Below are 25,478 nucleotides of genomic sequence, written 5' to 3'. Positions count from 1 at the left end.
TCCTTTATTAATATGGATCTGATTTTCCTGTGACATAATCCTTATTGAAAAGAAATAACCGCAAGAGTAAATAAAGTGAAGGGATTAACAATCCCAGACCTGCAATAAAGGCGACGATTAGCGATATAGCCATGGCTTCGTTTGTAAAGCTGTCATAAATCGTCAAATGCGGGTAAAGCAAATATGGGTAGTGCGAGAAGCCGTATGCAAAAAACGCAAGGGCAAACTGACCCGTCAGCAAGCCGAAAGCTCTTCCGTAATGTTTTCTTTTCCAGATAAGCCAAACAGTCCCGATAAACAGTAGGAAGGATAAAGCAAACACCCACCAGAGATCCAGTAAATTCGCAAAGTGTTCCGGGTTATGGTCACGGAGCTCGACTATGATCCCGGAAGCCGTGATGATCAGTGGTAGAGACCAGATGAGCGCATATCTCCTCATTAGTTCAGTTGCATCCTTATCATTTGCCTTATGAGCGTACCACGTCAGGAAAACAGCGGATATATATAATACGGCGGCAATACTTAATACTACAATGCTCCATGTAAGGGGGCTGGTAAACAACGCCCAATAATCCAGTACCGGTTTTTCGTCTACCATCGAAACAAACCCGCCCTCCGAGATTGTTAGCACAATTGATAAAGAGGCTGGAAGGAATAACCCTGACAGACCATACATGAAGGAATATCCCTTATGTCCCTTTGCTCCATATGTTTCAAAAGCATAGTAGGAACCTCTGATGGCTAAAAGTAAAATGGCAATACTCGCAGGGATAAGGAGAATGGTCCCATAATAAAAGGCCGTTTTTGGAAAAAACCCGACGATACCTACGAAAAAGAATACAAGAAATACGTTGGTCACTTCCCAAACAGGGGACAGATATCGCTGGATGATGTTTGTCAAAATATGCTGTTTTCCAGCATACAAGCTGTATGCGTTAAAAAATCCTGCGCCAAAGTCAACGGAAGCAACAATAACGTAGCCGAATAAAAATGTCCATAACACCATGATACCTAATATTTCTAGATTCATCGAACGACACCGCCTTTTTCCGCCTGACGATCTTCGAGTTCACGTTCAACAGGGTTACTACGGAACATTCTGCTCAATACAACGACACTTCCTATCGCTAGGATGATATACAGCCCGGCAAACAGCACAAGCATGAGATCAACTTGCCCGCTTGATGTTGCAGCATCCGACGTCTTCATTATGCCGTAAAGAATCCAAGGCTGTCTTCCAACTTCAGCCAGCCACCATCCCATCTCGATTGCCAAGATGGATAAGGGACCTCCAAGGACAATCAAGCGTCGAAACCACTTTGTGTGAACGAAGGTCCAGTTTCTGTTGGATCCCAGTAAAAACACAATGGACAATAATGTCATCCACATGCCTACCGATACCATGATATCGAAGAGGTAGTGAATATACAGAGGCGGAATCTCCTCCTCTATAAATTGATCCAGACCGACGACCTCGGCAGATGGTTTGCTGTATGCCAAAATACTGAGTGCCTTCGGAATTTCAAAGGCGTATTTTACTTCTCCATTATCTAATTTTCCGAATAAAACAAGCGGTGCATCTCCAGAGGTTTCGAAGTGCCATTCAGCTGCAGCGAGCTTTTCTGGCTGATAATCCGCTAAGTATTTTCCTGAAAAGTCTCCGATAACAGCTGTAGCAATGGAAAAAATCAGTCCGATCTTCATGGTCAAAAACAAAGCTTTTTTATGATAAATATGGTCCGATCCTTTTAATAGTCTGAACCCGGCAATGGATGCCAAAACAAAAGCGGAAGTCATAAACGCACTAGCAACGACATGTGCTACCTTTGTAGGCATCGCCGGGTTGAACATGGCAATGATCGGGTTGATATTCACAAGCTCCCCATTCACAATGTCAAAGCCCTGTGGTGAATTCATAAATGCATTGACGATTGTAATAAAAACAGCCGAGAAGGCTGCTCCTGCTGCGACTGGTATCAGTAGCATGAGATGCTTGCGTTGATCCTCGAACCGGTCCCAAGTGTATAAATAAATTCCAAGGAAAATCGCTTCGAAAAAGAATGCGAAAGTCTCCATAAACAGAGGCAAGGCTATGACATTACCTGCCAATTCCATAAAATTAGGCCACAAAAGCGAGAGCTGCAATCCGATCGCCGTACCAGTCACAACCCCGACCGCTACGGTAATGACGAAGCCGCGAGCCCAACGTCTTGCTAACAGAATATAATGCTCATCATTCTTCCTGATGCCGACCCACTGTGCAATCATAATCATCAGCGGAACGCCAACCCCGATTGTGGCGTATATGATATGGAAAGATAGGGTAAGTTCGGTCAATAGCCTGCTGTAAAATAAAGAATCCCCATTAAACATTAAACTTTCACCCTTTCATTAACTTCCAAAAATTCGTCCGAGCATAGATAAAAGCATAATGGCCGCAACACCAAATGCAAGTCCCATCAAAATCCGTTCATGTTTTTTGTACATCATTTAAACACCCCTCGTTTTTATAATACCCTTGATTGAGTTTTTTGAACGGATATTATGTGGCAAATTGTTAGCGTCTTTATGATAAAGTTGTGAAATAATGCACAAGTAGTTGATTTCCGTTATCAGGCCGCTTTTATACAACGAAAACATTAATGATATATTGAAATAACGTTTAGGTTGGAGGCAGTATCGCGATTTTAAATTGGTTTAACTTCATTCAGCAGAAGTCTCCCACTTCTGTAAGTGGTGAGATGAATGGATATTGGTATTCCATTCAGTGGGGGTTCAAACCCCGGCTGAATAAAGTCAAAGGCTCCGGCGGATGCCACGGATTTTCAGAGAAAATTTACTCGAGCAGAGTTCGATAAAATCTGGGCGCAAATACGCAAAGGCGCATTTGATAACATGAGAAGCGCTGCTATATCTGTTTGATCACTGAGGATTTGAGAAGCGTCCATTTTTGTACAAAGACATAGGAAATATTATGTATTAATATCAAACATTAACACCTGGTCCCAATTTGTTTGTTGGTATTAGTACTTGCTCTCAAGGGTTGGTGCTGTTCTTGCTAAATTTCTTGATTGATACACTTTTCACGGTAAAACGATTGAAGTCTGATCTAGGGCTGATGGGATTTAGCCCGGAGGCTTTGTATTATTCCGATACCTACATTGTTTTACGATATATGGCGATAAAAAATAGTATGTGATCATGCAGACCATTTATTTCGCATACGATTTTTTATACATCCTTTTTACAACTATTCTAGAAATCAATCGGTAAGAAGCATAAATGTTCAAATGCGCTACTATAATCGTAAAGGCGGGGTTGCTTTGCTTCATGGGACTCAAATACTTTTTATATAAAGGCTGATGGAGGGCAACAAACATGGATAAACATTATCGGATCGCTATTATTGGGGGAGGAACAGCGGGAATCAGTACGGCTGCAAGGCTTTTGAAGGATTTAAGATCATTTGCCGGGGACATTGCAATTATCGACCCCGCTGAAAAGCATTACTATCAACCACTTTGGACATTAGTTGGAGGAGGGGAAGCCAAAAAGGAAGAGACAGAAAGAAGTATGGAAGAACTGATTCCGGAAGGAGCTGACTGGATCCAATCGGCAGTCACCTCTATTGAGCCCGAGGAAAATTACATCCAATTGTCTGACGGAAATAAACTTGAATATGACTGTTTGATTGTGGCTGCTGGAATAGAGGTTCATTGGGAAGGAATAAAAGGACTGACAGAATCAATTGGTCATAGTGGAGTGTGCAGTAATTATTCGTATCAATATACAGATTATACATGGGATGTGATTAGGAATTTCAAAGGTGGGAATGCCCTATTCACACACCCGGCTACCCCCATCAAGTGTGGGGGAGCACCGCAGAAAATCATGTATTTAGCTGAAGATTATTTCAGCAGGACAGGCATCAGGGATAAGGTAGAAATTATTTTCGGATCGGCCAATCCTACTATTTTTGATGTCACAAAATATCGGCTGGCCCTTGAGAAGGTTTTAGAGCGAAAAAAAATAGATGCACGATTTAAACATAATTTAATAGAAGTAAAAGGTGATTTAAAGGAAGCGATTTTTGAACATATCGAAACAAAGGAACAGACTTCTATTCATTACGACATGCTCCATGTCACCCCGCCGATGCGAGCGCCTGCTTTCTTAAGGAACAGCATTCTTGCAGATGAAGCCGGTTGGGTGGATGTTCATCCCTATACGCTGCAGCATCGAAAATATGAAAATATATTTTCGCTTGGTGATTGCTCCAACTTGCCGACATCCAAGACAGGAGCGGCGATCCGAAGGCAATATCCCATCGTCACTAAAAACATTTTATCTTTTATGAAAGGAGAGGCGCTAGGTGCCCAATATGACGGCTACAGTTCTTGTCCTCTGGTGACAGGGTATAACACATTAATATTAGCTGAATTTAATTATGATAAACAGCCGAAAGAGTCGTTTCCATTCAATCAGGCAAAGGAGCGGCGTAGTATGTACGTGATGAAAAAAGATATGCTCCCGATCATTTATTGGAATGGGATGTTAAAAGGAACCATGTAGGGAGGTTCAAATAGATGGAAACAGCCCTGGAAAACAAAGGTTTAATAGAAAAGCTGAACGATCCGAATACAATGGATTCATTGGAGAGGCTGCTGGACCAGTTGCCCGGCATTGCCCAGAGAATGGATAAATTGGATCAGCTCTTAACATCAGCGGAATCAGTAATGGCAGACCCTAGAACGGTGGAAAAAATAAAATTAAAGCTAGATCATACGAATATTGATTGGAATACACTTGAATCAGGCATACACTTGCTTGAAAAACTGCCATCGCTGTTACAAGTAATAGAAAGATTAGAGCAGGCAGCAGTTTTTGCGGAAGATGTGATGAAGGATGAAAAATCCATTCAATATCTTCTGCAAAACGTTGAAGACTATACTATTCCATTAAAAGAACGATTTTCACAAGGTAAGAGAATATGGGAGGAAGTAAGAAGTGAGGCAGAAAAAAACACCCGTCAAATATCATTGCTTACAATTATGAAATGGATCAAAGAGCCTCAGGTGCAGAGGCTTCTGGCTTATGTTCAGGCATTTATCAACGTGATGCCAAATCTGGAAAATAGAAAGGGAGATTGAGACGAGTGTTATTAAGGTATTTTTATGATGAATATCTTGCACATGCCTCATATATGGTTGGATGTCAAAAAACAGGAGAAGCCATTGTCATTGATCCCTCGAGAAATATTGGTCAATATATTGTGATGGCTAAAGCTAATGGACTGAGGGTAACCGCGGCTACTGAAACACATGTACATGCTGACTTTGTCTCCGGAGCGAGGGAGTTGGAGGCCAGGACAGGAGCCAAAATTTATTTATCGGATGAGGGCGGGATAAATTGGAAGTATGACAATTTGATTAATGTAAACCACCAGTTACTAAAAGACGGCGATATTTTTAGCATCGGCCATCTGAAATTTGAGGTTATGCATACACCTGGACATACCCCGGAGAGCATTTCCTTTTTGCTTACAGATACCGGAGGTGGTGCTGATAGGCCGATGGGTGTGTTTACAGGAGACTTCATTTTCGTAGGAGATGTTGGTCGTCCAGATTTACTAGAGACTGCGGTGGGGGATGAAGGGGCTGCCGAACAGGGAGCTAAGGAAATGTTTGCTTCCATTGAAAGATTCAAACAGCTACCGGATTACTTGCAAATTTGGCCTGCGCACGGTGCAGGCAGTGCCTGTGGAAAGTCATTGGGGGCCATTCCTTCTTCAACAGCAGGATATGAGAAAATGTTTAATCCAGCTTTACAATATCATGATGAAGAAACATTCTCGCGGGATTTGCTCCGTGGTCAGCCCGAGCCGCCAAAATATTTTTCCATCATGAAGCAAGTTAATAAATCAGGCCCTACATTTAAAGGGGATTTGGCCGCTCCTTCAAAGTCAAATGATCAGTCTGATCTGATCAAATGGCTGAAAAACGGTATAGTGATCGATACGAGGAATGTTGATGAATTTGGAAAAGGGCATATTCCTGGAACTATCAATATTCCATTTAATAAATCTTTTGTTAAATGGGCTGGATGGCTTATAGACTATGATAAGCCCTTGTATCTGTTAGTGGAAGCCGGAACAATGAATAAGTTACTGACCGCCTTATATTCGATTGGGATTGAACGGATAGCTGGCTATATGGACGTAGTTTCTGCAATAAGGAACCATCCTCACTTGGAATCGTACGAAGAAATAGAGCCGGAACATGTAAACTATATGGAGCGCTCGGCAGTTTTGGATGTCCGGAATCAAGACGAGTGGGGGCTTGGCTGCATTCCAGGGGCAGCACATATTATGTTAGGCACCTTACCGGACCGTTTGGATGAAGTACCGCAGGGATGTCCGATTGTTGTATATTGTGCTTCTGGAATTCGTTCTGCAATGGCGGCAAGTATTTTACAGGCAAACGGTATAAAAGACGTATATAACCTCAAGGGAGGATACTCTTTATGGAAAAAACAGAAAGTAGTCTCAACTAAATCAATTTGAATGTATTTGCGCCCGGTTTTACCGGGCTTTTTTTGTGTGTACCAGGCGTGGCAACTATCTAGGTGGTGAAAGTCCACTGTGGGGATACACATCGACCAACCACTAAGGAAGCGTAAGGTACTTATCGTGAGGTTAAGGGCTGGAGGAAGCGTGGAATAAAATCTTGGCTCGACGAACAGAAATCTGATATTAAGGCTTAATAAAGGGATGAGGCTCCACAACAAGTCAAAGTCCAAAAGATGTGCGTAACTTTATTGGGTAAATCAGTGAGTAAAAGAGGAAAGATAGTTGTCTTACCCCGGGAGGTCTTGGGGATGTACAGAAGTACAGTCGAAAAAGGTTAACCGCAAGAAGTCAGCAGAAGCCATAGTAGTGAGTGAATTCACGAAGGGTAGAACAAGTTATAGTGTTTCAAAGCCACGAATGCGTAAGTGACGAACTCCGAATGTATTAACGGTGAAAGTATGAGAATATCTCAAAGGATAACCGGAATCAATACTGAAAAGAGTCAAATATCCCGCCCAAAAGAGTTAAAATTCTTGGGATTTGGATAGTATTACGACTCTAAAAACAGGAGATATCAAGTGAGAACCCACCTGACCTCAGTACAGAAATTCAAACGGAAGCTTAGACAACTAACAAAGCGAAACTGGAGTATTCCGTTAGACCTCCGAATATTGAAATTGAACAAGTCATATTCGGATGGGTAAATTACTTTAGAATCACAAATATGAAAACAGTAACTAGACAAATAGATGAGAAGTTACGCTCAAGAATTAGGGTAATCATCTAGAAACAATGGAAGGTACCGAGGAAACAAATCAAATCGTTAATTCAACTAGGGATACCCAAAGAAGAAGCGAAAGGTTTAACTTTATTCAGCAGAAGTCTCCCACTTCTGTAAGTGGTGAGATGAATGCCTATTGGTATTCCATCAATGAGGGTTCAAATCCCGGCTGAATAGGGTTAAAGCCTCCGGCGGATGCCCCAGATTTTCAAAGGAAATTTATCGAGCTCCGCTCGATAAAATCTGGGCGCAAATACGCCAAGGCGCATTTGATCATTCTAGGAAAGTATACCGGTACATCGGATTATCGAAGGTCGTTCAAAGAGCAATCTCAAATAAGCAGAGGGCAGTACCCTCTGCTTTGGAACGTTACTTAAAAGTACAACACTGTAATATAAATTGAAACGCCGGATACGAGATCCGTACGTAAGGTGTTGTGAGAGGGGCGAAAATAAATTAAATTATTTTCCCTCTACTCGATTTAAAATATGTATAATTGTATAAAAGTGACACGAAGGGAGAATCGCATCATTATTAAATCATTGAATATAGGCAGGCCGCAGCTGATCGGAAATCCATTTGGACAGGTAATCAATTCCGGCATTAGAAAAAAGCCAGCTTCCTCGGCATACCTTTATAAACCAGGCTTTGAAAATGATGACGTTGCGGACCATGAAAGTCATGGCGGCATGGATCGTGCTGTCTGTTTTTATCCCTTTGAACATTATGCTGAATGGAACTCACTTTCAGGAACGGAGCTGACTGTACCCGCTTTTGGGGAAAATATAACCATTGAAGGGTATACAGAAGATGATATTTACATCGGTGATATCTATCAAATTGGTGATGCAAAAGTTGAAATCACCCAAAGCAGGATCCCTTGCGCGAAAGTGGATATTTCCAATCGAATCCGGGGATTATTTGAACAATTTATCCGGACAGGAAAAACAGGCTATTTTGCGAGAGTACTGGAAGAAGGTATGGTGGAAGAAGCTGCGGAGATTACTTTGATTGAACGACGGGAAAACACAATTTCGGTTAGAGATTTGCATCATTTATTTTTTCATGACCGTAAAAACTTTACCGAGATAGAGAGAGTGATAGAAATTGACGAGCTTGCAGCGGATATGCGGGAAAGGCTGAATAAACTGATTAAATAAAACAGAAAAGATAAATTATTTAACTTCATTCAGGAGAAGTCTCCCACTTCTGTAAGTGGTGAGATGAATGCCTATTGGTATTCCATTCAGCGGGGGTTCAAACCCCGGCTGAATAAAGTTAAAGCCTCCGGCGGATGCCCCAGATTTTATCGAGCTCTGCTCGATAAAATCTGGGCGCAAATACGCCAAGGCGCATTTAATTGATTTTTTTATACAAACTGCTTTGGTGACCTTTTGTCAAAGCAGTTTTTTTGTTGAATCGTACCCATTATATTTGAATACCTTTTAGCTACAGATTTTTTGTTACAGTGGATTATTACCCGGTTCAAGAGGAATTTCACAGGACAAAGACAACTATGCCGTGGGGCAAATAGGATAAGATAAAAGCAAACTACTTAGCCAGAACATGCGTATTCGGTCCTATTGGGGAATAATTGGGGCGAAATATTTAGCGGAAAACTTGGGACTTAAAAATGTTACATGCTCTGATACCAAGGGGAGTTGGCGATTAATTCCAGCCCAGATATGCCAGATTTGTTTTATCCTTGCCCCTAATTTCAATGGATACACCCGGTACAGGGACCGGCGGCCATATATGCATGCATCCAACTACGGAAATTTGATATTGGGACTGGATAGCGTCGGATCTCAAAATGGGAATGTAGAATACTAAAAATTTTTAAAATAGTCAATGGAACAGCGAGTAAATATAAATATTCTAGGTTTTTGAATAGGTTATATGATACACGAGATACATGTACAATCACTATTAAATATAATACATATATTTTGTAGGAACGAGTGAAAGGAGGGTCAAATTGGAAAAGGCAGCAGGAACAGGTGGGTTTGCTTTAATAGTAGTGTTGTTTATTTTGTTAATTGTAGTTGGTGCCTCATATGTAGGTGGTGCAGGTGGTGGTGACCCTGTATTCATTGGGTTCTTTCCGTTTTTTCCGTTCTTTTGGTAGATGTTGGGTGAGTAGTCTTCCGCTTACAGCTTAAAAGTAGGTCTTGAAGACAACCTCTTTATGGAAGTTGCCTTTACTTGGTGTGTCCGGCATGGGTGACAGGCTATAGGGTACAAGTCCCGAACAGTGAAGGCAGTAAGCTGTAGCTTAAGATATTAAGTAAGGCTGAACCGATTATGAAGAGTCACGCCTAGGCGTACATATCATTCGATGAACAGAAAAAAAGAAGATACGCCATCAAGTGAAGGAGGTAATGAATGTATGGTGACACTGAGAGAGGGAGAACAGATATACGACAAGAAGTAAAGGGACTCACGCAGTAGGCTATATCTATGTTGATACGGATTCTATCTGACGGAAACGTTCTTCAGACATGCGAACGGGTGATCAAGAATAAGGGAAGCCACGGAGTGGATGGACTGAGCGTTAAACTCCTATGAGTGGGGCAGTTGCAGGAAAGGATATTGGCGTGTAGCCGAGAGTCATATTCTTCATACATACAACCCTTGGACTGTTCTATTAGAGTGGCCAAGGGTTAAATAGCCTAACGGCAAGTTATAAACAATTACGTCTGACATAACTTGTAACCGCTGTATACGGACATCCAATTACAATTATACTCGTTATGTTTGAATACAACGTTGCGCTACACATGTATCGAAAGAATACAAGTAGTTTATATTAGGCTCCATATTTAATCAATATTAAAGCGGTTTCATAGGAGTTTTTACTAGAAAACAAGTTGGCATGCTATTTGCAATTATAGTCATTAATTCAATGGAAAGGAGAGAAAAACAATTTGGCAAAGTCACAAATTCTTGCGATTGACGCTGGCGGGACAATGACAGACACCTTCATAATCGATGAAATGGGGGATTTTGTTGTAGGAAAAGCTCAGACAACACCTATGGATGAGCACATAGGGCTGTTGAACTCTGCCAAAGACGCATTGGGACAATGGGATGCAGAAGTAGAACAGGAATTCCCTAATTTGCGGGCTGGGGTTTATTCCGGTACCGCCATGCTTAATCGTCTTGTATCCAGAGTTGGGCGCCGTGTTGGGTTAGTAGTGAATAAAGGAATGGAAGATAACCATCGGATGGGAAGAGGCATTCAATCCTATCTAGGTTATTCCTATTCTGACCGGATTCATATTAACACACATCATTTTGACCCACCGTTAGTACCACGAAAATGGACTGTCGGCATTACCGAGAGGGTGGATATGTTTGGAAATGTTGTTATTCCATTATATGAACGTGAAATCGAGCCAGCCATTCAAAAGTTAATAAATGAAGATGTGGAAGCAATTGTCATTAGTTTGCTCCATTCATACAAGCATCCAGAACATGAGAGAAAGATCAGAGACGTGGCAAAAGATTTAATTCAAAAGGCTAAAAAGGATATCCAGGTCTTTGCCACAGTGGATTATTATCCGGTGCGAAAGGAATCTCACAGGACAAACACAACGATTGTAGAAGCCTATGCTGCTGAGCCATCCAGAAAAACCTTGGAAAGAATAGATACAGCTTTAAAGGAAAATGGAACCGATTTCAATTTAAGAATTATGGCCAGCCATGGCGGAACTATCAGTATAAAAGCAAATGAACTAGCCAGGACATGTGTTTCTGGTCCAATAGGGGGAATGGTTGGAGCAAAATATTTAGCGGAAAGTCTCGGGCTTAAAAATGTAGCTTGCTCGGATATTGGAGGGACAAGTTTTGATATAGGGCTGATTACACAAGGTGACCTTGCCATTAATTCCAGCCCTGATATGGCCAGACTTGTTTTATCTTTGCCCTTAGTTTCTATGGATACAACTGGTGCCGGGACTGGGAGCTATGTAAGGATTGATCCGAACTATGGAAATCTGACACTGGGCCCGGATAGCGCCGGATCACTTGTAGGAGTATGTAACCCCGAAGGAGGCATTGAAACTGTTACTGTTTCTGACTGCCATGTTGTGATTGGTTTGATCAATCCAGATAATTTTATTGGCGGTGCAATTAAGCTGTCGCGCGAACGAGCATACCATGCCGTCAAAACTCAAATAGCAGATCCTCTTGGATTACCTGTCGAGGAAGCGGCACTGGGGGTTATAGAATTACTTGAATCACAGCTTCGAAACTATTTGGAATCCATGATTCTAGGCAAGGGGTATTCGCCATCTCAGTATGTATGTTTTTCCTATGGAGGGGGAGGCCCGTTACATACAGCCGGTTACACGAAAGGATTGGGCTTTGAAGATATATTGATCCCAGCATGGGCTGCTGGATTCTCTGCGTTTGGCTGTGGCGCTGCAGACTTTGAATACCGCTATGACAAAACTTTGGACTTGAATGTAGATGAAGATGCTGATGGCCAGACCGTTGTGAAGGTTGGAAAAGAATTACAATCTTCATGGAACGAGCTTAAGGAGAAGGTGACAGAGGAATTCAGGAAAAATGACTATTTGCCTGATGATGTGAACTTCCGTCTTCTTTATCGTATGCAGTATCAAGGGCAACTCAATGATTTAGAAATTGAAGCACCCATTAAAGAATTTAAAGATGTAGGCGACTTTGAAACACTTGTTAAAACTTTCGAGGACATGTACACAAGAGTCTATGCAAAGTCAGCCTTGTCCCCAGAGCTCGGCTATTCCATTACCGGAGCGATTGTTCGCGGAGTTGTTGATGTACCGAAGCCGGAGATTCCGTCAGAGCCTTTGTATGGAGAGACACCTCCGAAAGAAGCATTCTTAGGGACCCGCCAGGTCTATTGGACAGATGGATGGCAATATGCCGATATTTATGAGATGGAAAAACTGATGCCCGGGAACCGGATTAAGGCATTCTCTATTGTTGAATCCACAGCAACAACCTTGGTTGTTCCCACAGGGTTTGAGGCTTATCTGGATAAGAACCGGATTTTCCATCTGAAGGAATTAAAATAATCATTGCTAGGAGGTATTCAACTTGGCGAAAGCAATAGATCGTGTTCTGCCACAGACACAAAAACCGATCGGCTGGGATGGAAAGACATTAAAACAAATGCGTCATGAAATGACACAAATCAGTAAAGAAACGGGGCATTATGCCGGATTGACTTCCTTGTCTTTAAAAGAGTCAGATCCAATAAGGTTTGAGAAGATTTATTCAAAACTTCGCGGCGGGGTCGTTCATGCAAGGGAAACTGCTAAGAAAGTGGCTGCTTCTCCCATCGTAGAGCAGGAAGGTGAACTGTGCTTCAGTTTATACTCACCTGAAGCGGATTCTATTGTTACATCGACAGGGATTATTATCCACGTTGGAACAATGGGAGCAGCTATAAAATTTATGATTGAAAATGATTATGAAGATAATCCAGGAATCGCGGATAGAGACATTTTCTGTAACAATGACAATCATGTTGGGAATGTGCATACGTGTGATGTTCATACGCTGGTTCCTATTTTTTGGGAAGATGAAATTGTCGGTTGGGTAGGCGGGGTTACCCATGTTATTGATACAGGGGCTTCCGCTCCTGGAAGTATGCCGATGGGGCCTGTGCAACGTTATGATGACGGTTACCAGGTAACCTGCCGGAAAATCGGACAAAATGATGTTTTATCAAGGGACTGGCTGCTGGAAAGCACTCGTTCCGTAAGAGCGGTGAAATATTGGACTCTGGATGAAAAAACACGTGTTGCAGGCTGCCACATGATCCGTGATCTTGTTTTGGATGTTATTCAAGAAGAAGGTATTGACACGTACAAAACATTTATTCGGGAAATTATAGAAGATGGTCGCCGTGGCTTTGTCAATCAGGTAAAAACCATGCTAATACCAGGGAAATATCGTCAGGTTTCATTTAGCGACGTGCAGTTTAAGGGATTGGACCTTCCGAAATTTGCTCAGGTGGACACGATTATGCATTCGCCTTCCGAAATTACCGTCCATAAGGATGCAAAACTTGAAATTGATTTTGAAGGAGCAAGCCGTTGGGGATGGCATCCGTTTAATGCTACTCCAGTGTCTATGACAAGCGGAATCTGGGTCATGCTGTCACAAACACTTGTGCCAAATGACCGGATCAATGATGGAGCTTATTATGCAAGTAAATTCGGAACTCCTTTGGGTTCGTGGCTAAACCCTGATGACATTCGTTCCGCCCACTCTAACACATGGCATGCACTCGTGGCAGCTTGGTCACCATTATGGCGGGGATTAAGCCGGGCATACTATGGGCGCGGATATCTGGAAGAAGTCAATGCAGGCAATGCTCATACTTCCAACTGGCTGATGGGAGGCGGAATTGATCAATATGGAGGTCTTTCAGCCCTTAATAGTTTTGAAACCGCTGCCTGCGGCGTGGGAGCAAGCGCAGTTAACGATGGCATCAGTCATACTGCAGCTTTATGGAACCCAGAAGGCGATATGGGGGACATGGAAATATGGGAACTTCTCGAACCGCTTGTTTACATGGGGAGGGAAATATTGCCTGGATCAGGCGGTGCTGGAAAATATCGTGGCGGTAACGGGTGGCAGTCACTGCGTTTGGGTTGGGGTGCGAAAGAATGGACAATGTTCGTTGCTGGTGCTGGTGTAATGGCTACAGATTGCGGGTTAATGGGAGGTTATCCAGCTTCCGCAGGTTATCGTTTTACAGCTAATAACACTAATTTAAAAGAGAGGATTGAAAAGAGGCTGCCTTTGCCGCTTGGAGGAGATATAGATCCAGACAATCCGATTTATGAAGAAAATATGGAAGCTGAAGTCATCCACCGTGACAGACAGACTTGCTCTACACAAGAAGAATTCGGTGATTATGACCTCATCATGAACTATTTGCGTGGAGGCCCAGGATATGGCGACCCAATTGAGCGCGATCCAAAAGATGTGGAAGCCGATTTAAACCAAAGACATATTCTCCTGCGTTATGCAGAAAAAGTGTTTGGGTGTATGTTTACAGAAGAAAACGGTACGTATGCGGTCGATATCAAGGCAACCGAGAAAAAGCGGAAAGCAATCCGAAAGGAACGCTTACAAAGAAGTATCCCTGCTCAAGAATGGTTCATTCAGGAGAAGCAAAATATACTCGATCAAAAAGCTTCATTGCAAGTAAGAAATATGTATGCTGAAAGCTTCGCACTGAGTGAAAAATTCACAAATGAATTTAAAGACTTTTGGAATTTACCTAAGGACTGGATGATTTATGAGGAAGAATTAAATATGCCTAAGCTTGGAAAGCATATCAATCGTTTCAAGACAGGGGTGAAGTAACGTGGCAAAATACGATAAAAAGTTAATTGGGGAACTGATTGATGGGACATTAGAATTCTACCAATTAAAAACAATGATGTCCTCCCATAAAGACAAAGATAGATTTGATATATATTTAAGCGTCATGCAAGACAGGGTTCCTTGGGATGACCCGATCTTACTTCCTATTGGAGAGCATTTGTTTATTGTTCAAAAACAAGATGGCTCCCGGATTGTGAAGTGTGATTGCGGGTATGAATTCTGTGATTACAAAGACAATTGGAAACTGCATGCTAATATATTTGTACGGGATACTGAAGAAAAAATGAATGAAGTATATCCTAAATTGATGGCGCCTGATAGTGAATGGCAGGTATTAAGAGAATACTATTGTCCAAGTTGTGCTTCCCAATTGGAAGTAGAAGCCGTTACCCCCTGGTACCCGGTGATTAAGGACTTTGAGCCGGATATCGATACTTTTTATAACGAATGGATCAATACTCCATTACCGGGCAAGGCCTGACACGCATCTGGCGACGGTTTCTAACCGTCGCCTTTTGTGAAAACATTAAGTAAGGGGGTTACCAGCTTGAAAGAGGTCCTGACATCATTTGAAGAAGCAATAAAAGATATACATGACGGCGCTGTAATCATGGTAGGCGGATTCGGATTGGTTGGAATACCCGAAAATCTGATTATAGCATTGGCTGAAAGAGGTGCTAAAGATTTAACGATTATCTCAAATAACTGTGGAGTCGATGATTGGGGGCTTGGATTATTATTGAGAAACAATCAAATCAAAAAAATCATTGGCTCATATGTAGGTGAAAACAAAGAGTTTGAGAGGCAAGTGTTGGCCGGCGAAATTGAAGTTCAGTTAACACCTCAAGGTTCACTCGCAGAAAAAATTCGTGCTGGTGGAGCGGGAATCCCGGCGTTTTATACCCCTGCTGGTGTCGGCACCTCCATATCAGAAAAGCGCGAGGTGAGAAATTTTAACGGTAAATATTATTTATTGGAAGAAGCGCTGACAGCGGATTTCAGTCTCGTTTACGCTGAGAAAGCAGACCGGATGGGGAATTTGATTTTTAACAAGACGGCAAGAAACTTTAATCCCATTATGGCCGCTGCCGGTAGAGTTACAATTGCGGAGGTAGGTGAAATTGTTGAAGCTGGACAGCTTGACCCTAATACTGTCCACACTCCTGGCGTTTATGTTCAAAAAATGATCATTGGGCAGCAAGAAAAGCGGATCGAACGATTGACTGTAAGAAATTAGTCGATTCGGGAAAGGGGGAATGAACATGAAGCAAGATAAGGTGATCATACGTGAACAAATTGCCAAAAGAGCAGAAAAGGAAATTAAAAGCGGCGACTATGTGAATTTGGGTATTGGAATTCCAACACTTGTAGCAAATTTTATTCCAAAAGATAAACAGGTTGTTTTACAATCTGAAAATGGATTATTGGGAATTGGCCCTTATCCTACTAAAGAAGAGCTTGACCCTGACTTGATCAACGCAGGCAAAGAAACGATTACTGCTATAGATGGTGCGGCGTTTTTTGACAGCGCTGAATCATTTGGAATGATCCGAGGGGGTCATATTGATGTGGCGATTTTGGGAGCAATGGAAGTATCTGAAACAGGTGATTTAGCTAATTGGATGATTCCCGGAAAAATGATCAAGGGGATGGGAGGGGCGATGGATCTTGTACACGGTGCCAAGAAAATTATTGTCATCATGGAACACACAGATAAACACGGAAATCCTAAGATATTAAAATCTTGCTCACTGCCCTTAACCGGTAAAAAGGTAGTGAATCGGATCATTACAGACCGAGCTGTAATAGACATCACCGATAAGGGATTAACATTGATCGAAATTGCAGAAGGTTATACGGTAGAAGATATTAAAGCTTCTGTCGAACCTGAACTCATCATTGACGAAGGAGTTATGCAAAAACATTAATCAGGGAAGAAACGGTCTATCCTTTAACCTGGATAAACCGTTTCTCCTTACGTGACTTTCAGTTGGTATTTCTCTATTTTTCGGTAAAGTGTTGTTCTGGCAATTTTGCAGCGCCTTGCAACCTCGGAAAGATTTCCTCCAGTTTCCTCAATCAACTGTTTAATTTTATTCTTTTCTTCCTGCTCTAAAACGGTCAGTTCATGATGTTCACTGATCAATCCCTGGGTGAAGTCTTTAAAAAAATCTGGCAAGGAATCCAGTGTAATATGGTTATTACTGCAAAAAAGCACTGCATACTCAATTGTATTAGTCAGCTCTCGAATGTTTCCAGGCCAGTGATATTTATTCAGCAAAGAAAGAACTTCGTTCCCGATTGTTGGTACCGGTTTATCGTGTTTTTTCGCATAATGAATAATGTAATACCGGCTAAGGAGAGGAATATCCTCCTTGCGATCTCTGAGGGAAGGCAGATGAAACTCTACGACATTAAGTCTGTAGTATAGGTCTTCTCGAAATTTCCTTTCTGCAATCAGTTCCCTCATATTTCTGTTTGTCGCCGCTATGATGCGAACATCAACTTTCTTCGATCGGGATGCGCCAAGCCTTACGATTTCTTTTTCCTGTAAAACCCGTAAAAGATGTACTTGCAAATCAAGCGGCATCTCGCCAATCTCATCCAACAATAAAGTTCCGCCATCGGCTTCCTCGAACCTTCCAGCTTTCCCCTTAGGGTCTCCGCCAGTAAAAGCTCCAGGCTCGTAGCCAAACAGTTCACTAGCCATTAGTTCTTTCGGTATGGCCCCGCAATTTATAGCAATGAACGGTGATTGACTGCGTGAGCTTTCTTTATGAATGGCTCTAGCAAATACTTCCTTTCCAGTTCCGCTTTCTCCAGTAAGGAGAATTGAAACGTTAGTTGGAGCTACTATTTTTGCCCTGGCTATTAGTTGATTCATTGGTTGAGAGTTTCCAATGATTCGCCCCCAATAAGTATAATTCCTTATTTGGTTAGTCTTTTCTAAATGAAGCAAATAACCGATTCTTTCGGACCCTTGAACAATCACTTGAATAAATACTTTGATTTGAAGGGATGGAACGTCCAGCTCCCATTCATATTCATTATTTGTAAGCAATGAATTTCGAATATGGTGAAACTCTTGATGAGCAGCTAGTTGTTTCCAGTGGTCAATTTGCAATAAAAAAAGGCATTTTGGGTCCGCATGGATGATATTTAACATTTCGTCAAGCATGATGACGCTATCTGATTTCCATCTATTGACAAATCCATCATAAAACTTTTGTAACTGATGCCGTTGTTTAAGGGAATGTGTCTTAAAGTTATGTTGGATCATCTTTGATATATTTTGTACTACACTGAGAGAATGAGGTTGAACAAGCTGTCTTGGCCCTGTTAAATCGATAATACCCAGGACTTTTCCTGTTAAAGGGTCCTTGATTGGTGCCGCTGAACATATCCATGGATGAACACCTTCACAATAGTGTTCATGTGAAAAAATCTGAATGGGGTGGCCAATCGCCAATGAAGTTCCAATTGCATTTGATCCGGCAGCCTTTTCACTCCAATCTGCGCCGCGAATGAAACTCATCTCTGCGGCTTGCTGCTTTATCTTTTGGTCCCCCTCCAAATGTATGATTGTTCCTTTATCATCGGCAAGGGTAATGAGGTGTCCAGTGCCCTGTACTTGCTGATGTAATGACTCAACAATGGGAAGGGACGCTTTATACAATTCCGAATGGCTTATTGTTTCGTCTAAACGTTGATCGTCAATGATGATGGAGGTTTGCTTTTGGAGTGGATCGACCTGATATTCCTCACATCTTTTCCAAGATTGGTAAATGGTTTTCCGTACTTTAACCGGCTTCTGTTTATCGGAAACAAAATACCCCCATTCGGATTCCAACTCTCTCATTTTTACAAGAAGGTTATCGGTTGAGTGAACTGCCAAATATGTATTCACCAATGCATGTCCCCCTTCGATAGACTCACAAATCAAAAAAGACTTCTACAAATACAAAAATGAAAGGACAATTTAGTCATTGGCATAAGAAGCGATCAATACCATTATATTTTAAATTTTTAGACTCGTCAAATAACTATGCGCGTATTCTATGCATTTTTACTATGGCAACTCTGCCAAAGAATAGAGAGGATGAAATTTACTTTGATTTTAATATAAAGGACGAAAGAGCTGTTTTAATTTTAATCAGTACAATAATGCGGAATTACCTCTGTAGACACGTTCAATTAAATTTATTGTGAAATTCCGCATAGCGTGTATAATCAATCTATATATTAAGGGAGGTTTATACAATTGAAGACATTAGATAGGATTAGCCAATTTGCAGGCAATACCTTCGCAATATGGGTGTTGTTATTTGCAGCATTGGCATTTTTTATGCCGGGCAGTTTTACATGGATTGCGCCCTACATATCTATACTTCTTGGAATTATTATGTTTGGGATGGGTATGACATTATCTGTGGACGATTTTAAAGAAGTATTAAAGCATCCGAAAAAAGTGGCGATTGGTGTCCTTGCGCAATTTACGATTATGCCACTCATCGCTTTTGGACTTGCTGTTGGATTTAAGCTACCGCCTGAAGTTGCGGCAGGTGTCATCCTTGTAGGTTGTTGCCCTGGTGGTACTTCGTCAAACGTCATGACCTTTTTGGCAAGAGGGAATGTGGCCTTATCCGTTGCCATCACATCTTGCACCACGTTATTGGCACCTTTTATAACCCCTGCATTGATCCTATGGTTAGCTAGCAAATGGCTACCAGTTTCGGCAGGAGATATGTTTTTATCGGTCGTGAAAATTGTCCTTATTCCTATTATTCTTGGACTCATTGCAAAAATGCTTTTCCGCAAGCAAGTAGAGCAGAGTGTAAAAGCTATGCCGCTCGTTTCTGTTATTGCGATTGTCGCCATCGTCGCGGCAGTTGTCAGTGGAAGTCAGCAGAAAATCGCCGAAACAGGTTTGCTGATCTTACTTGTTGTCATTTTGCATAATTGTCTGGGCTATTTGTTAGGTTTCTGGATTGCTCGCTTATTAAAAGTAGACTATTCTGACCAGAAAGCCATTGCCATCGAGGTAGGCATGCAGAACTCTGGACTTGGTGCGGCATTGGCGGCAGCGCATTTTTCCCCACTTGCTGCTGTACCAAGTGCCATCTTTAGTGTTTGGCATAATATTTCAGGCTCGTTGCTCGCTACATGGTGGAGTAAAAAAGCCGATAAGTGATTGTGGGCTCCAAAATCTACACATTTTGTGGTGTTAGAATTTGGAGCACCACGTTTCACTTTGTCGAGCGATGTAATAGGGATGGCATTGGTGAGGAAAAAAGCTTAAACGGAACATAACCACAAATTAAAAAATCTTATAAAAAGATTGGTCTTGCCTTTATGTCCAAAAAACCGGAAAGTACAAATTAAATTTTTACATATACTTAAAGTGGATTTCAGTATTCACAATTGATATTTATAAATGTACTCTTCATAGCTGGCAGCTAGACTCCTCACCTTGACAAATTTATTCTTAACGTTCATAATGGTTATCAAATTACGAACGTTGAATGTAGACGAAGGACTAGTAAACGGAATTGTTCCGTGACAAGAGAGCGGAATTTACAAGCTGAGAGATTTCGCCACTGGAAAACCGTTGAACCTGCCTTCTGAGTCCCGTGCAAAACATGGGCGTTTCCTGGCGTTATCAGGCAAAGTGGGGTGCTGATGCACCCAATAAATGGTGGTACCGCGGAAGCTGCGCTCTTTCGTCCTTTATATGAGGATGGGAGAGCTATTTTATTTTTCTAAGAATGATCAATGTAATAGGAGATAGACCCATGAGAAAAAAAAGGATTGTTGTTAAAATCGGAAGCAGTTCCCTGACAAATGACAGAGGAGAAATCGATCAGGAAAAGTTTGCTGATCACGTTCAGGCATTGGTTGCTTTAAGAGGTGCCAATCATGAAGTGATTCTTGTATCCTCAGGAGCTGTAGCCGCTGGTTTCAAAAACTTGGGGTACCCTACCCGTCCGGTGACGGTAAAAGGAAGACAAGCAGCTGCAGCAGTCGGCCAAAGCCTCCTCGTGCAGTCCTATACAGAGAAATTGAGCGAATTTAACATCATTCCAGCACAAATTTTGCTCACACGAAGTGATTTCTCAGACAGATCCCGCTATAGAAATGCGTTTGCAACGATCAGCGAGCTCTTGGATCGCGGACTTTTGCCGATCATCAATGAAAATGATACCGTTGCAGTCGATGAACTGACATTTGGAGACAATGACATGCTCTCTGCTCTTGTGAGCGGGTTTATACACGCTGACATGCTCATCATCTTAACGGATATAAACGGTCTGTATGATTCTAATCCAAGGACGAATCCAGATGCGAAGAAGTTTGATTATCTGGAGGATGTTACAAAGGATTTGCTGAAATCTGCCGATGAGACAGGCTCCAAGGTTGGGACAGGTGGCATGAAATCCAAATTATTGGCAGCAAAAACGGCAGTATCCCTCGGTGTCCCCGTTTTTATTGGGAAAGGAACCGGAAAAGACAAACTGCTTGAAATCCTCCGCGGAAACGGGGATGGCACATACATCGCGAACGGCTCGCTCGATCCTATTAATACGAGCAGGCAATGGATCGCCTTCCACTCCGAAACATCAGGGAAAATTTATGTTGACCAGGGAGCGGAGGAAGCTATTCTTCATAGAGGCAAAAGCTTGCTTCCTGCTGGTGTTTTCAAAGTGAAGGGAAATTTCCAAAAAGGCGATGTTGTTGAAGTTTACGGAGTAAATGGACTGTTGGGAAGAGGAGAAGTCACGTACTCCTCCCAGGAGCTTAGAGATTTGATTGAAAAAAGAAGCTGTGAGGAAAACAAAGAAACGTTAATGCCGACCATTGAAGTCATCCATCGCAATAGATGGGTCAAGGTCTGATTAACTTCATTCAGCAGAAGAAGTCTCCCACTTCTGTAAGTGGTGAAATGAATGCCTATTGGTATACCATTCAGTGGGGGTTCAAACCCCGGCGGATGCCACAGATTTTCAGAGGAAATTTATTGAGCGAGGCTCGATAAAATCTGAGCGCATTTGATTAGAATTATTTTACGAGTGATAGGAGAGGACTACTTATGACACTAAAAGAGAAGAATGCCGTAAGTGAAGTGGAAGAAAAAGGGAAAGCTGCATTAAAAGCTAGCAGAGCACTCGTCAACCGTTCAACAGAGGAAAAAAACAGGGCTCTTGATTTGATTTCTGAACAACTGTTGAAAGATCAAGATTATATTCTTCAAGAAAACGAGAAGGATCTACAAGCTGGAAAAGAAAGAGGTCTGTCTGATTCTATATTGGACCGGATCATGCTAAATGAAAAACGAATTGAGGATATGGCACATGCCATTAAACTTTTGATAGATTTGAAAGATCCTATTGGTGAAACATTGGAGATTATTAAGAAGGAAAACGGCATGACCATCACGAAAAAAAGGGTTCCTATCGGCGTGGTCGGTATGATCTATGAAGCAAGACCGAATGTAACGATTGATGCAGCCACTCTTTCCTTAAAAACTGGAAATGCGGTTATATTAAGAGGCAGCTCTTCCGCTAAATTTTCCAATTTGGCTCTCGTTCGAACCATTCACGAAGCACTGAGAAAAAGCGTAGTTCCAATAGATGCTGTACAACTGATTGAAGATACGAGCAGGGAAACGGCTAAGGAATTATTCAAATTGAACGATTACCTGGATGTATTGATTCCACGTGGAGGAAAACAGCTCATTGAAACAGTCATCCGCGAATCAACTGTACCAGTCATCGAAACCGGAGCCGGAAACTGCCACGTCTACGTGGATGAATCGGCAGATAAAGAAATGGCTGAAAACATTGTGCTCAATGCAAAGCTGCAACGTCCATCTGTTTGCAATGCTATTGAAACAATACTCGTACAAAAAGATTGGTTCGAAAACTATGGCAAGGAATTGTTTGAGAAGCTTGATCAAAACAACGTAGAAATCCGTGGTGATAAGTCAGTTCGCGAAGCTTTCCCTAAGGCAATAGAAGCTACTGCGGAAGATTGGGCAACAGAGTATCAAGGGCTGACTGTTAGTGTAAAAGTCGTGGAAGATGTTAACGAAGCTATCCAGCATATTAATCAATATGGAACGAAGCACTCTGAATCCATTGTTACTGCCAATGAAGAAAACGCACAGATATTTCAGGTCGCTGTGGATGCATCAACTGTTTATCATAATGTTTCTACTAGATTTACAGATGGATTTGAGTTCGGCTATGGTGCGGAGATCGGCATCAGTACCCAGAAATTGCATGCGCGTGGACCGATGGGACTTAATACCCTTACATCAACTAAGTTTTATGTGTCCGGTGATGGACAGGTTCGCAAATAAAGTGATTAAATATAGATTATAAGCGAGAGAAGGAGAATAAGTTTTGAACAGACAAATTGACATCCAACTTAGTACAAACCGCAAAGACAAACCGTCTCTTTCCGACTTGAAATTCGGAAAAACTTATACTGACCACATGTTTATCATGGATTATTCAGAGGAAAAAGGGTGGCATGATCCTAGAATCGTGCCATATCAGCCAATTACACTCGATCCGGCTGCAACTATTTTCCATTATGGGCAAACCATTTTCGAAGGTCTAAAAGCGTATATATCAGAAAATGAGGAAGTTTTTCTATTTAGACCAGATGAAAATATCAAAAGGTTGAACAGATCAAGCACTCGTATGTGTATACCAGAGGTGGACGAAGAGCTCGCACTTGAAGCATTGCAAAAGCTTGTGTCCATTGACCGAGACTGGATTCCTAATCAGGAAGGCATGTCATTATATATCCGCCCATTTATCATATCAACCGAACCAAATTTGGATGTAACGCCTTCAAAATCATATACATTCATGATTATCATGTCGCCGGTCGGCAGTTTTTACAAGGAAGGAATGAACCCTGTAAAAATTTCGGTAGAAAGCGAATTTGTCCGTGCTGTCCGTGGAGGAACAGGAAATGCAAAAACAGCCGGCAACTATGCGGGTGCTATGATTGTGCAGGAAAAGGCAAGTGCTTCCGGCTACTCCCAAGTACTTTGGCTTGATGGAAAAGAAAATAAATATATTGAAGAAGTAGGAAGCATGAATGTATTCTTTAAAATAAACGGTGAAGTAGTTACACCTGCCCTAAGCGGAAGCATTCTGGAGGGAATTACCAGAAAGTCTGTCATAGAGCTTTTACAGCATTGGGGTGTACCAGTATCTGAGAGAAGAATCTCTATAGAGGAATTACATGATGCTTACCAAAACGGCCAATTAGAGGAAGCATTCGGTTCCGGTACAGCCGCGGTCATTTCACCTATTGGAGAATTATTCTGGAAAAATGAGAAAATGATCATCAATAACGGAAAAACTGGTGAGTTGTCATTAAAGGTCTACAATTCATTGACTGGCATTCAAACGGGTAAGGAAGAGGATCCGTTTGGCTGGAGAGTAAAAGTGGAATAGATAGTGAACCTAGACATGGAGCCGCCCCAAGGGACGGCTCCTGTTTTCAATCAAATGCGCCTTAGCGTATTTGCGCCCAGATTTTATCGAGCTTAAGCTCGATAAATTTCCTCTGAAAATCTGTGGCATCCGCCGGAGGCTTTGACTTTATTCAGCCGGGGTTTGAACCCCACTGAATGGTATACCAATAGGCATTCATTTCACCACTTACAGAAGTGGGAGATTTCTGCTGAATGAAGTTAAACGTACAAAACACTGAGCGAGCACTTCCAGGTTATACCCTGTGCTGCATGAATTTCCCTGTTTTTTCATCTGTAAAAATAGACATGTCTACCAAACGCTTTTTTAAACTGAAGAAAGGAGCAATTAAATGAATCCCATACCCGACCATATAAAAAAAGGGTTAAGCATCCTGTTCATAGGCTTCAACCCAAGTATTCGGTCAAGTGAGACCGGACACCATTACGCCAATCCCTCTAATCGCTTTTGGACAATTCTTCACAAAGCAGGATTAACCGAAAGGAAGTTTGACCCTAGGGAGGACGGCACATTGTTGGAGACTGGATATGGATTTACCAATATCGTACCAAGACCCACACGAAACGCCCAAGAAATCACTGCTGGAGAATACAGAGAAGGACGAGAAATATTAATGGAGAAAATCTCATTCTATCGTCCGAAACTTGCTTGTTTTGTTGGAAAAGGAGTTTATCAGCAATATAGCAAAAGAAGAAATGTTGCTTGGGGGGAACAAAATGACCCTATTGTTCCAGGAACCATTGAGTTTGTTGCACCTTCATCCAGCGGTCTGGTTCGGATGTCAGTAGATGATATTGCAGCTATCTATACTCAAATGAAAGATTTGTTGAAGGGTTCATCACGATGCTAGAGACTGCTACTCAGTTATCTAGTCTTTTTTTGTGTTTTTTGAGGAAAACTTTTGAAAATAATGGTAATATATTACAATATGATTCATTTAGTTAAGTTGGGGGGAATAGTTTTTGGAAATGTACATAGGATAATTCCATATTTTAATATTGTTAAAATTCAAACTAGGGAAAACCTTTGAACAGGTATGGAGCGATTTTTGAATGGTTATCGCGCATCCTAAAACTAGATAGAGGGTACCTTGTGGGAAAATACTCTGAGATTTTCCTGAGATCTACAGGAGTGCAGACCGTCAACATTAAGCCTGCCTATTTTTATCAAATGCGCCTTGGCGTATTTGCGCCCAGATTTTATCGAGCTTAAGCTCGATAAATTT

Annotated in this window: 21 protein-coding genes; 18 read left to right on the top strand and 3 right to left on the bottom strand. The window is 41.8% G+C overall.

The genetic code is table 11. From position 1 onward, the window contains the following. Window positions 1-7: 7 nt before the first annotated feature. Together D5F11_RS24050 and D5F11_RS24045 are read right to left on the bottom strand one after the other, a co-directional pair. Complete coding sequence (locus D5F11_RS24050; RefSeq protein ID WP_120118968.1) at window positions 8-1,030, bottom strand: cytochrome d ubiquinol oxidase subunit II; 1,023 nt, start codon at window positions 1,028-1,030, stop codon at window positions 8-10. Next, entirely contained in the window at window positions 1,027-2,373 is a 1,347-nt protein-coding gene (locus D5F11_RS24045; RefSeq protein ID WP_120118969.1) for a cytochrome ubiquinol oxidase subunit I, read from the bottom strand. Before D5F11_RS24045 ends, D5F11_RS24050 begins: the two co-directional genes overlap by 4 nt. 1,005 nt (window positions 2,374-3,378) lie before the next feature. Here D5F11_RS24045 and D5F11_RS24040 point away from each other — a divergent pair. From D5F11_RS24040 to D5F11_RS23990, 13 genes are all read left to right on the top strand, one after another. Continuing rightward, complete coding sequence (locus D5F11_RS24040) at window positions 3,379-4,572, top strand: FAD/NAD(P)-binding oxidoreductase (RefSeq protein ID WP_120118970.1); 1,194 nt, start codon at window positions 3,379-3,381, stop codon at window positions 4,570-4,572. Window positions 4,573-4,586: 14 nt separating this feature from the next. Beyond that, window positions 4,587-5,150 carry a hypothetical protein gene (locus D5F11_RS24035; RefSeq protein WP_120118971.1) on the top strand — a complete coding sequence of 188 codons (564 nt, stop codon included), beginning with the start codon at window positions 4,587-4,589 and terminating at the stop codon, window positions 5,148-5,150. Window positions 5,151-5,155: 5 nt separating this feature from the next. Continuing rightward, a complete protein-coding gene (locus D5F11_RS24030; RefSeq protein ID WP_120118972.1) occupies window positions 5,156-6,562 on the top strand; it encodes a rhodanese-like domain-containing protein in 1,407 nt (468 codons plus the stop codon). 730 nt (window positions 6,563-7,292) lie between these two features. After that, complete coding sequence (locus D5F11_RS27625; protein WP_244862069.1) at window positions 7,293-7,355, top strand: hypothetical protein; 63 nt, start codon at window positions 7,293-7,295, stop codon at window positions 7,353-7,355. Between the two features lie 5 nt (window positions 7,356-7,360). After that, on the top strand, window positions 7,361-7,522 hold the full coding sequence (locus D5F11_RS27620) for a hypothetical protein (protein ID WP_244862060.1): 162 nt from the start codon (window positions 7,361-7,363) through the stop codon (window positions 7,520-7,522). Between the two features lie 315 nt (window positions 7,523-7,837). Next, on the top strand, window positions 7,838-8,509 hold the full coding sequence (locus tag D5F11_RS24020; protein ID WP_120118973.1) for an MOSC domain-containing protein: 672 nt from the start codon (window positions 7,838-7,840) through the stop codon (window positions 8,507-8,509). A gap of 63 nt (window positions 8,510-8,572) precedes the next feature. Further along, window positions 8,573-8,713 (top strand): hypothetical protein, encoded by a 141-nt coding sequence (locus D5F11_RS27050; RefSeq protein ID WP_185830894.1) that lies wholly within the window; start codon window positions 8,573-8,575, stop codon window positions 8,711-8,713. A gap of 614 nt (window positions 8,714-9,327) precedes the next feature. Next, on the top strand, window positions 9,328-9,477 hold the full coding sequence (locus D5F11_RS24015) for a YjcZ family sporulation protein (protein ID WP_120118974.1): 150 nt from the start codon (window positions 9,328-9,330) through the stop codon (window positions 9,475-9,477). A gap of 799 nt (window positions 9,478-10,276) precedes the next feature. Then, the gene (locus D5F11_RS24010; protein WP_120118975.1) at window positions 10,277-12,412 is read left to right on the top strand and encodes a hydantoinase/oxoprolinase family protein; all 2,136 of its coding nucleotides are present in this window, start codon (window positions 10,277-10,279) and stop codon (window positions 12,410-12,412) included. Between the two features lie 22 nt (window positions 12,413-12,434). Further along, window positions 12,435-14,720 carry a hydantoinase B/oxoprolinase family protein gene (locus D5F11_RS24005; protein ID WP_120118976.1) on the top strand — a complete coding sequence of 762 codons (2,286 nt, stop codon included), beginning with the start codon at window positions 12,435-12,437 and terminating at the stop codon, window positions 14,718-14,720. Between the two features lies 1 nt (window position 14,721). Next, on the top strand, window positions 14,722-15,222 hold the full coding sequence (locus tag D5F11_RS24000) for an acetone carboxylase subunit gamma (RefSeq protein ID WP_120118977.1): 501 nt from the start codon (window positions 14,722-14,724) through the stop codon (window positions 15,220-15,222). A gap of 66 nt (window positions 15,223-15,288) precedes the next feature. Beyond that, window positions 15,289-15,978 carry a CoA transferase subunit A gene (locus D5F11_RS23995; protein WP_120118978.1) on the top strand — a complete coding sequence of 230 codons (690 nt, stop codon included), beginning with the start codon at window positions 15,289-15,291 and terminating at the stop codon, window positions 15,976-15,978. A 25-nt stretch (window positions 15,979-16,003) separates the two neighbouring features. Beyond that, on the top strand, window positions 16,004-16,669 hold the full coding sequence (locus D5F11_RS23990) for a CoA transferase subunit B (RefSeq protein WP_120118979.1): 666 nt from the start codon (window positions 16,004-16,006) through the stop codon (window positions 16,667-16,669). 47 nt (window positions 16,670-16,716) lie between these two features. Here the strand turns inward: D5F11_RS23990 and D5F11_RS23985 are convergent, their stop codons facing one another. Continuing rightward, window positions 16,717-18,648 carry a sigma-54-dependent Fis family transcriptional regulator gene (locus tag D5F11_RS23985; protein WP_244862059.1) on the bottom strand — a complete coding sequence of 644 codons (1,932 nt, stop codon included), beginning with the start codon at window positions 18,646-18,648 and terminating at the stop codon, window positions 16,717-16,719. Between the two features lie 354 nt (window positions 18,649-19,002). Between D5F11_RS23985 and D5F11_RS23980 the strand changes: the two genes are divergently transcribed. The 5 genes from D5F11_RS23980 to mug all read left to right on the top strand — a co-directional run bounded on the left by D5F11_RS23980 (window position 19,003) and on the right by mug (window position 25,103). Continuing rightward, entirely contained in the window at window positions 19,003-19,932 is a 930-nt protein-coding gene (locus tag D5F11_RS23980; RefSeq protein WP_120118981.1) for a bile acid:sodium symporter family protein, read from the top strand. A 601-nt stretch (window positions 19,933-20,533) separates the two neighbouring features. Continuing rightward, window positions 20,534-21,634, top strand: coding sequence for a glutamate 5-kinase (gene proB, locus D5F11_RS23975; RefSeq protein WP_120118982.1), 1,101 nt, complete (start codon window positions 20,534-20,536; stop codon window positions 21,632-21,634). Between the two features lie 194 nt (window positions 21,635-21,828). Continuing rightward, a complete protein-coding gene (locus tag D5F11_RS23970; protein ID WP_120118983.1) occupies window positions 21,829-23,100 on the top strand; it encodes a glutamate-5-semialdehyde dehydrogenase in 1,272 nt (423 codons plus the stop codon). A 43-nt stretch (window positions 23,101-23,143) separates the two neighbouring features. Further along, on the top strand, window positions 23,144-24,214 hold the full coding sequence (locus D5F11_RS23965; protein ID WP_120118984.1) for a branched-chain amino acid aminotransferase: 1,071 nt from the start codon (window positions 23,144-23,146) through the stop codon (window positions 24,212-24,214). Between the two features lie 370 nt (window positions 24,215-24,584). Next, on the top strand, window positions 24,585-25,103 hold the full coding sequence (gene mug, locus D5F11_RS23960; RefSeq protein WP_120118985.1) for a G/U mismatch-specific DNA glycosylase: 519 nt from the start codon (window positions 24,585-24,587) through the stop codon (window positions 25,101-25,103). Window positions 25,104-25,478 lie beyond the last annotated feature (375 nt).

The organism is Siminovitchia terrae (assembly GCF_003605405.2).
GTDB classification, from domain to species: Bacteria; Bacillota; Bacilli; order Bacillales; family Bacillaceae_C; genus Siminovitchia; species Siminovitchia terrae.
This window is presented reverse-complemented; position numbering and strand designations above follow the sequence as displayed.

Bases quoted from the DNA above. Each gene is read 5' to 3' on its own strand.
- D5F11_RS24050 (WP_120118968.1), bottom strand. From the start codon at position 1,030: ATGAATCTAGAAATATTAGGTATCATGGTGTTATGGACATTTTTATTC.
- D5F11_RS24045 (WP_120118969.1), bottom strand. From the start codon at position 2,373: ATGTTTAATGGGGATTCTTTATTTTACAGCAGGCTATTGACCGAACTT.
- D5F11_RS24040 (WP_120118970.1), top strand. From the start codon at position 3,379: ATGGATAAACATTATCGGATCGCTATTATTGGGGGAGGAACAGCGGGA.
- D5F11_RS24035 (WP_120118971.1), top strand. From the start codon at position 4,587: ATGGAAACAGCCCTGGAAAACAAAGGTTTAATAGAAAAGCTGAACGAT.
- D5F11_RS27620 (WP_244862060.1), top strand. From the start codon at position 7,361: ATGGAAGGTACCGAGGAAACAAATCAAATCGTTAATTCAACTAGGGAT.
- D5F11_RS24020 (WP_120118973.1), top strand. From the start codon at position 7,838: ATGTATAATTGTATAAAAGTGACACGAAGGGAGAATCGCATCATTATT.
- D5F11_RS27050 (WP_185830894.1), top strand. From the start codon at position 8,573: ATGAATGCCTATTGGTATTCCATTCAGCGGGGGTTCAAACCCCGGCTG.
- D5F11_RS23990 (WP_120118979.1), top strand. From the start codon at position 16,004: ATGAAGCAAGATAAGGTGATCATACGTGAACAAATTGCCAAAAGAGCA.
- proB (WP_120118982.1), top strand. From the start codon at position 20,534: ATGAGAAAAAAAAGGATTGTTGTTAAAATCGGAAGCAGTTCCCTGACA.
- D5F11_RS23970 (WP_120118983.1), top strand. From the start codon at position 21,829: ATGACACTAAAAGAGAAGAATGCCGTAAGTGAAGTGGAAGAAAAAGGG.
- mug (WP_120118985.1), top strand. From the start codon at position 24,585: ATGAATCCCATACCCGACCATATAAAAAAAGGGTTAAGCATCCTGTTC.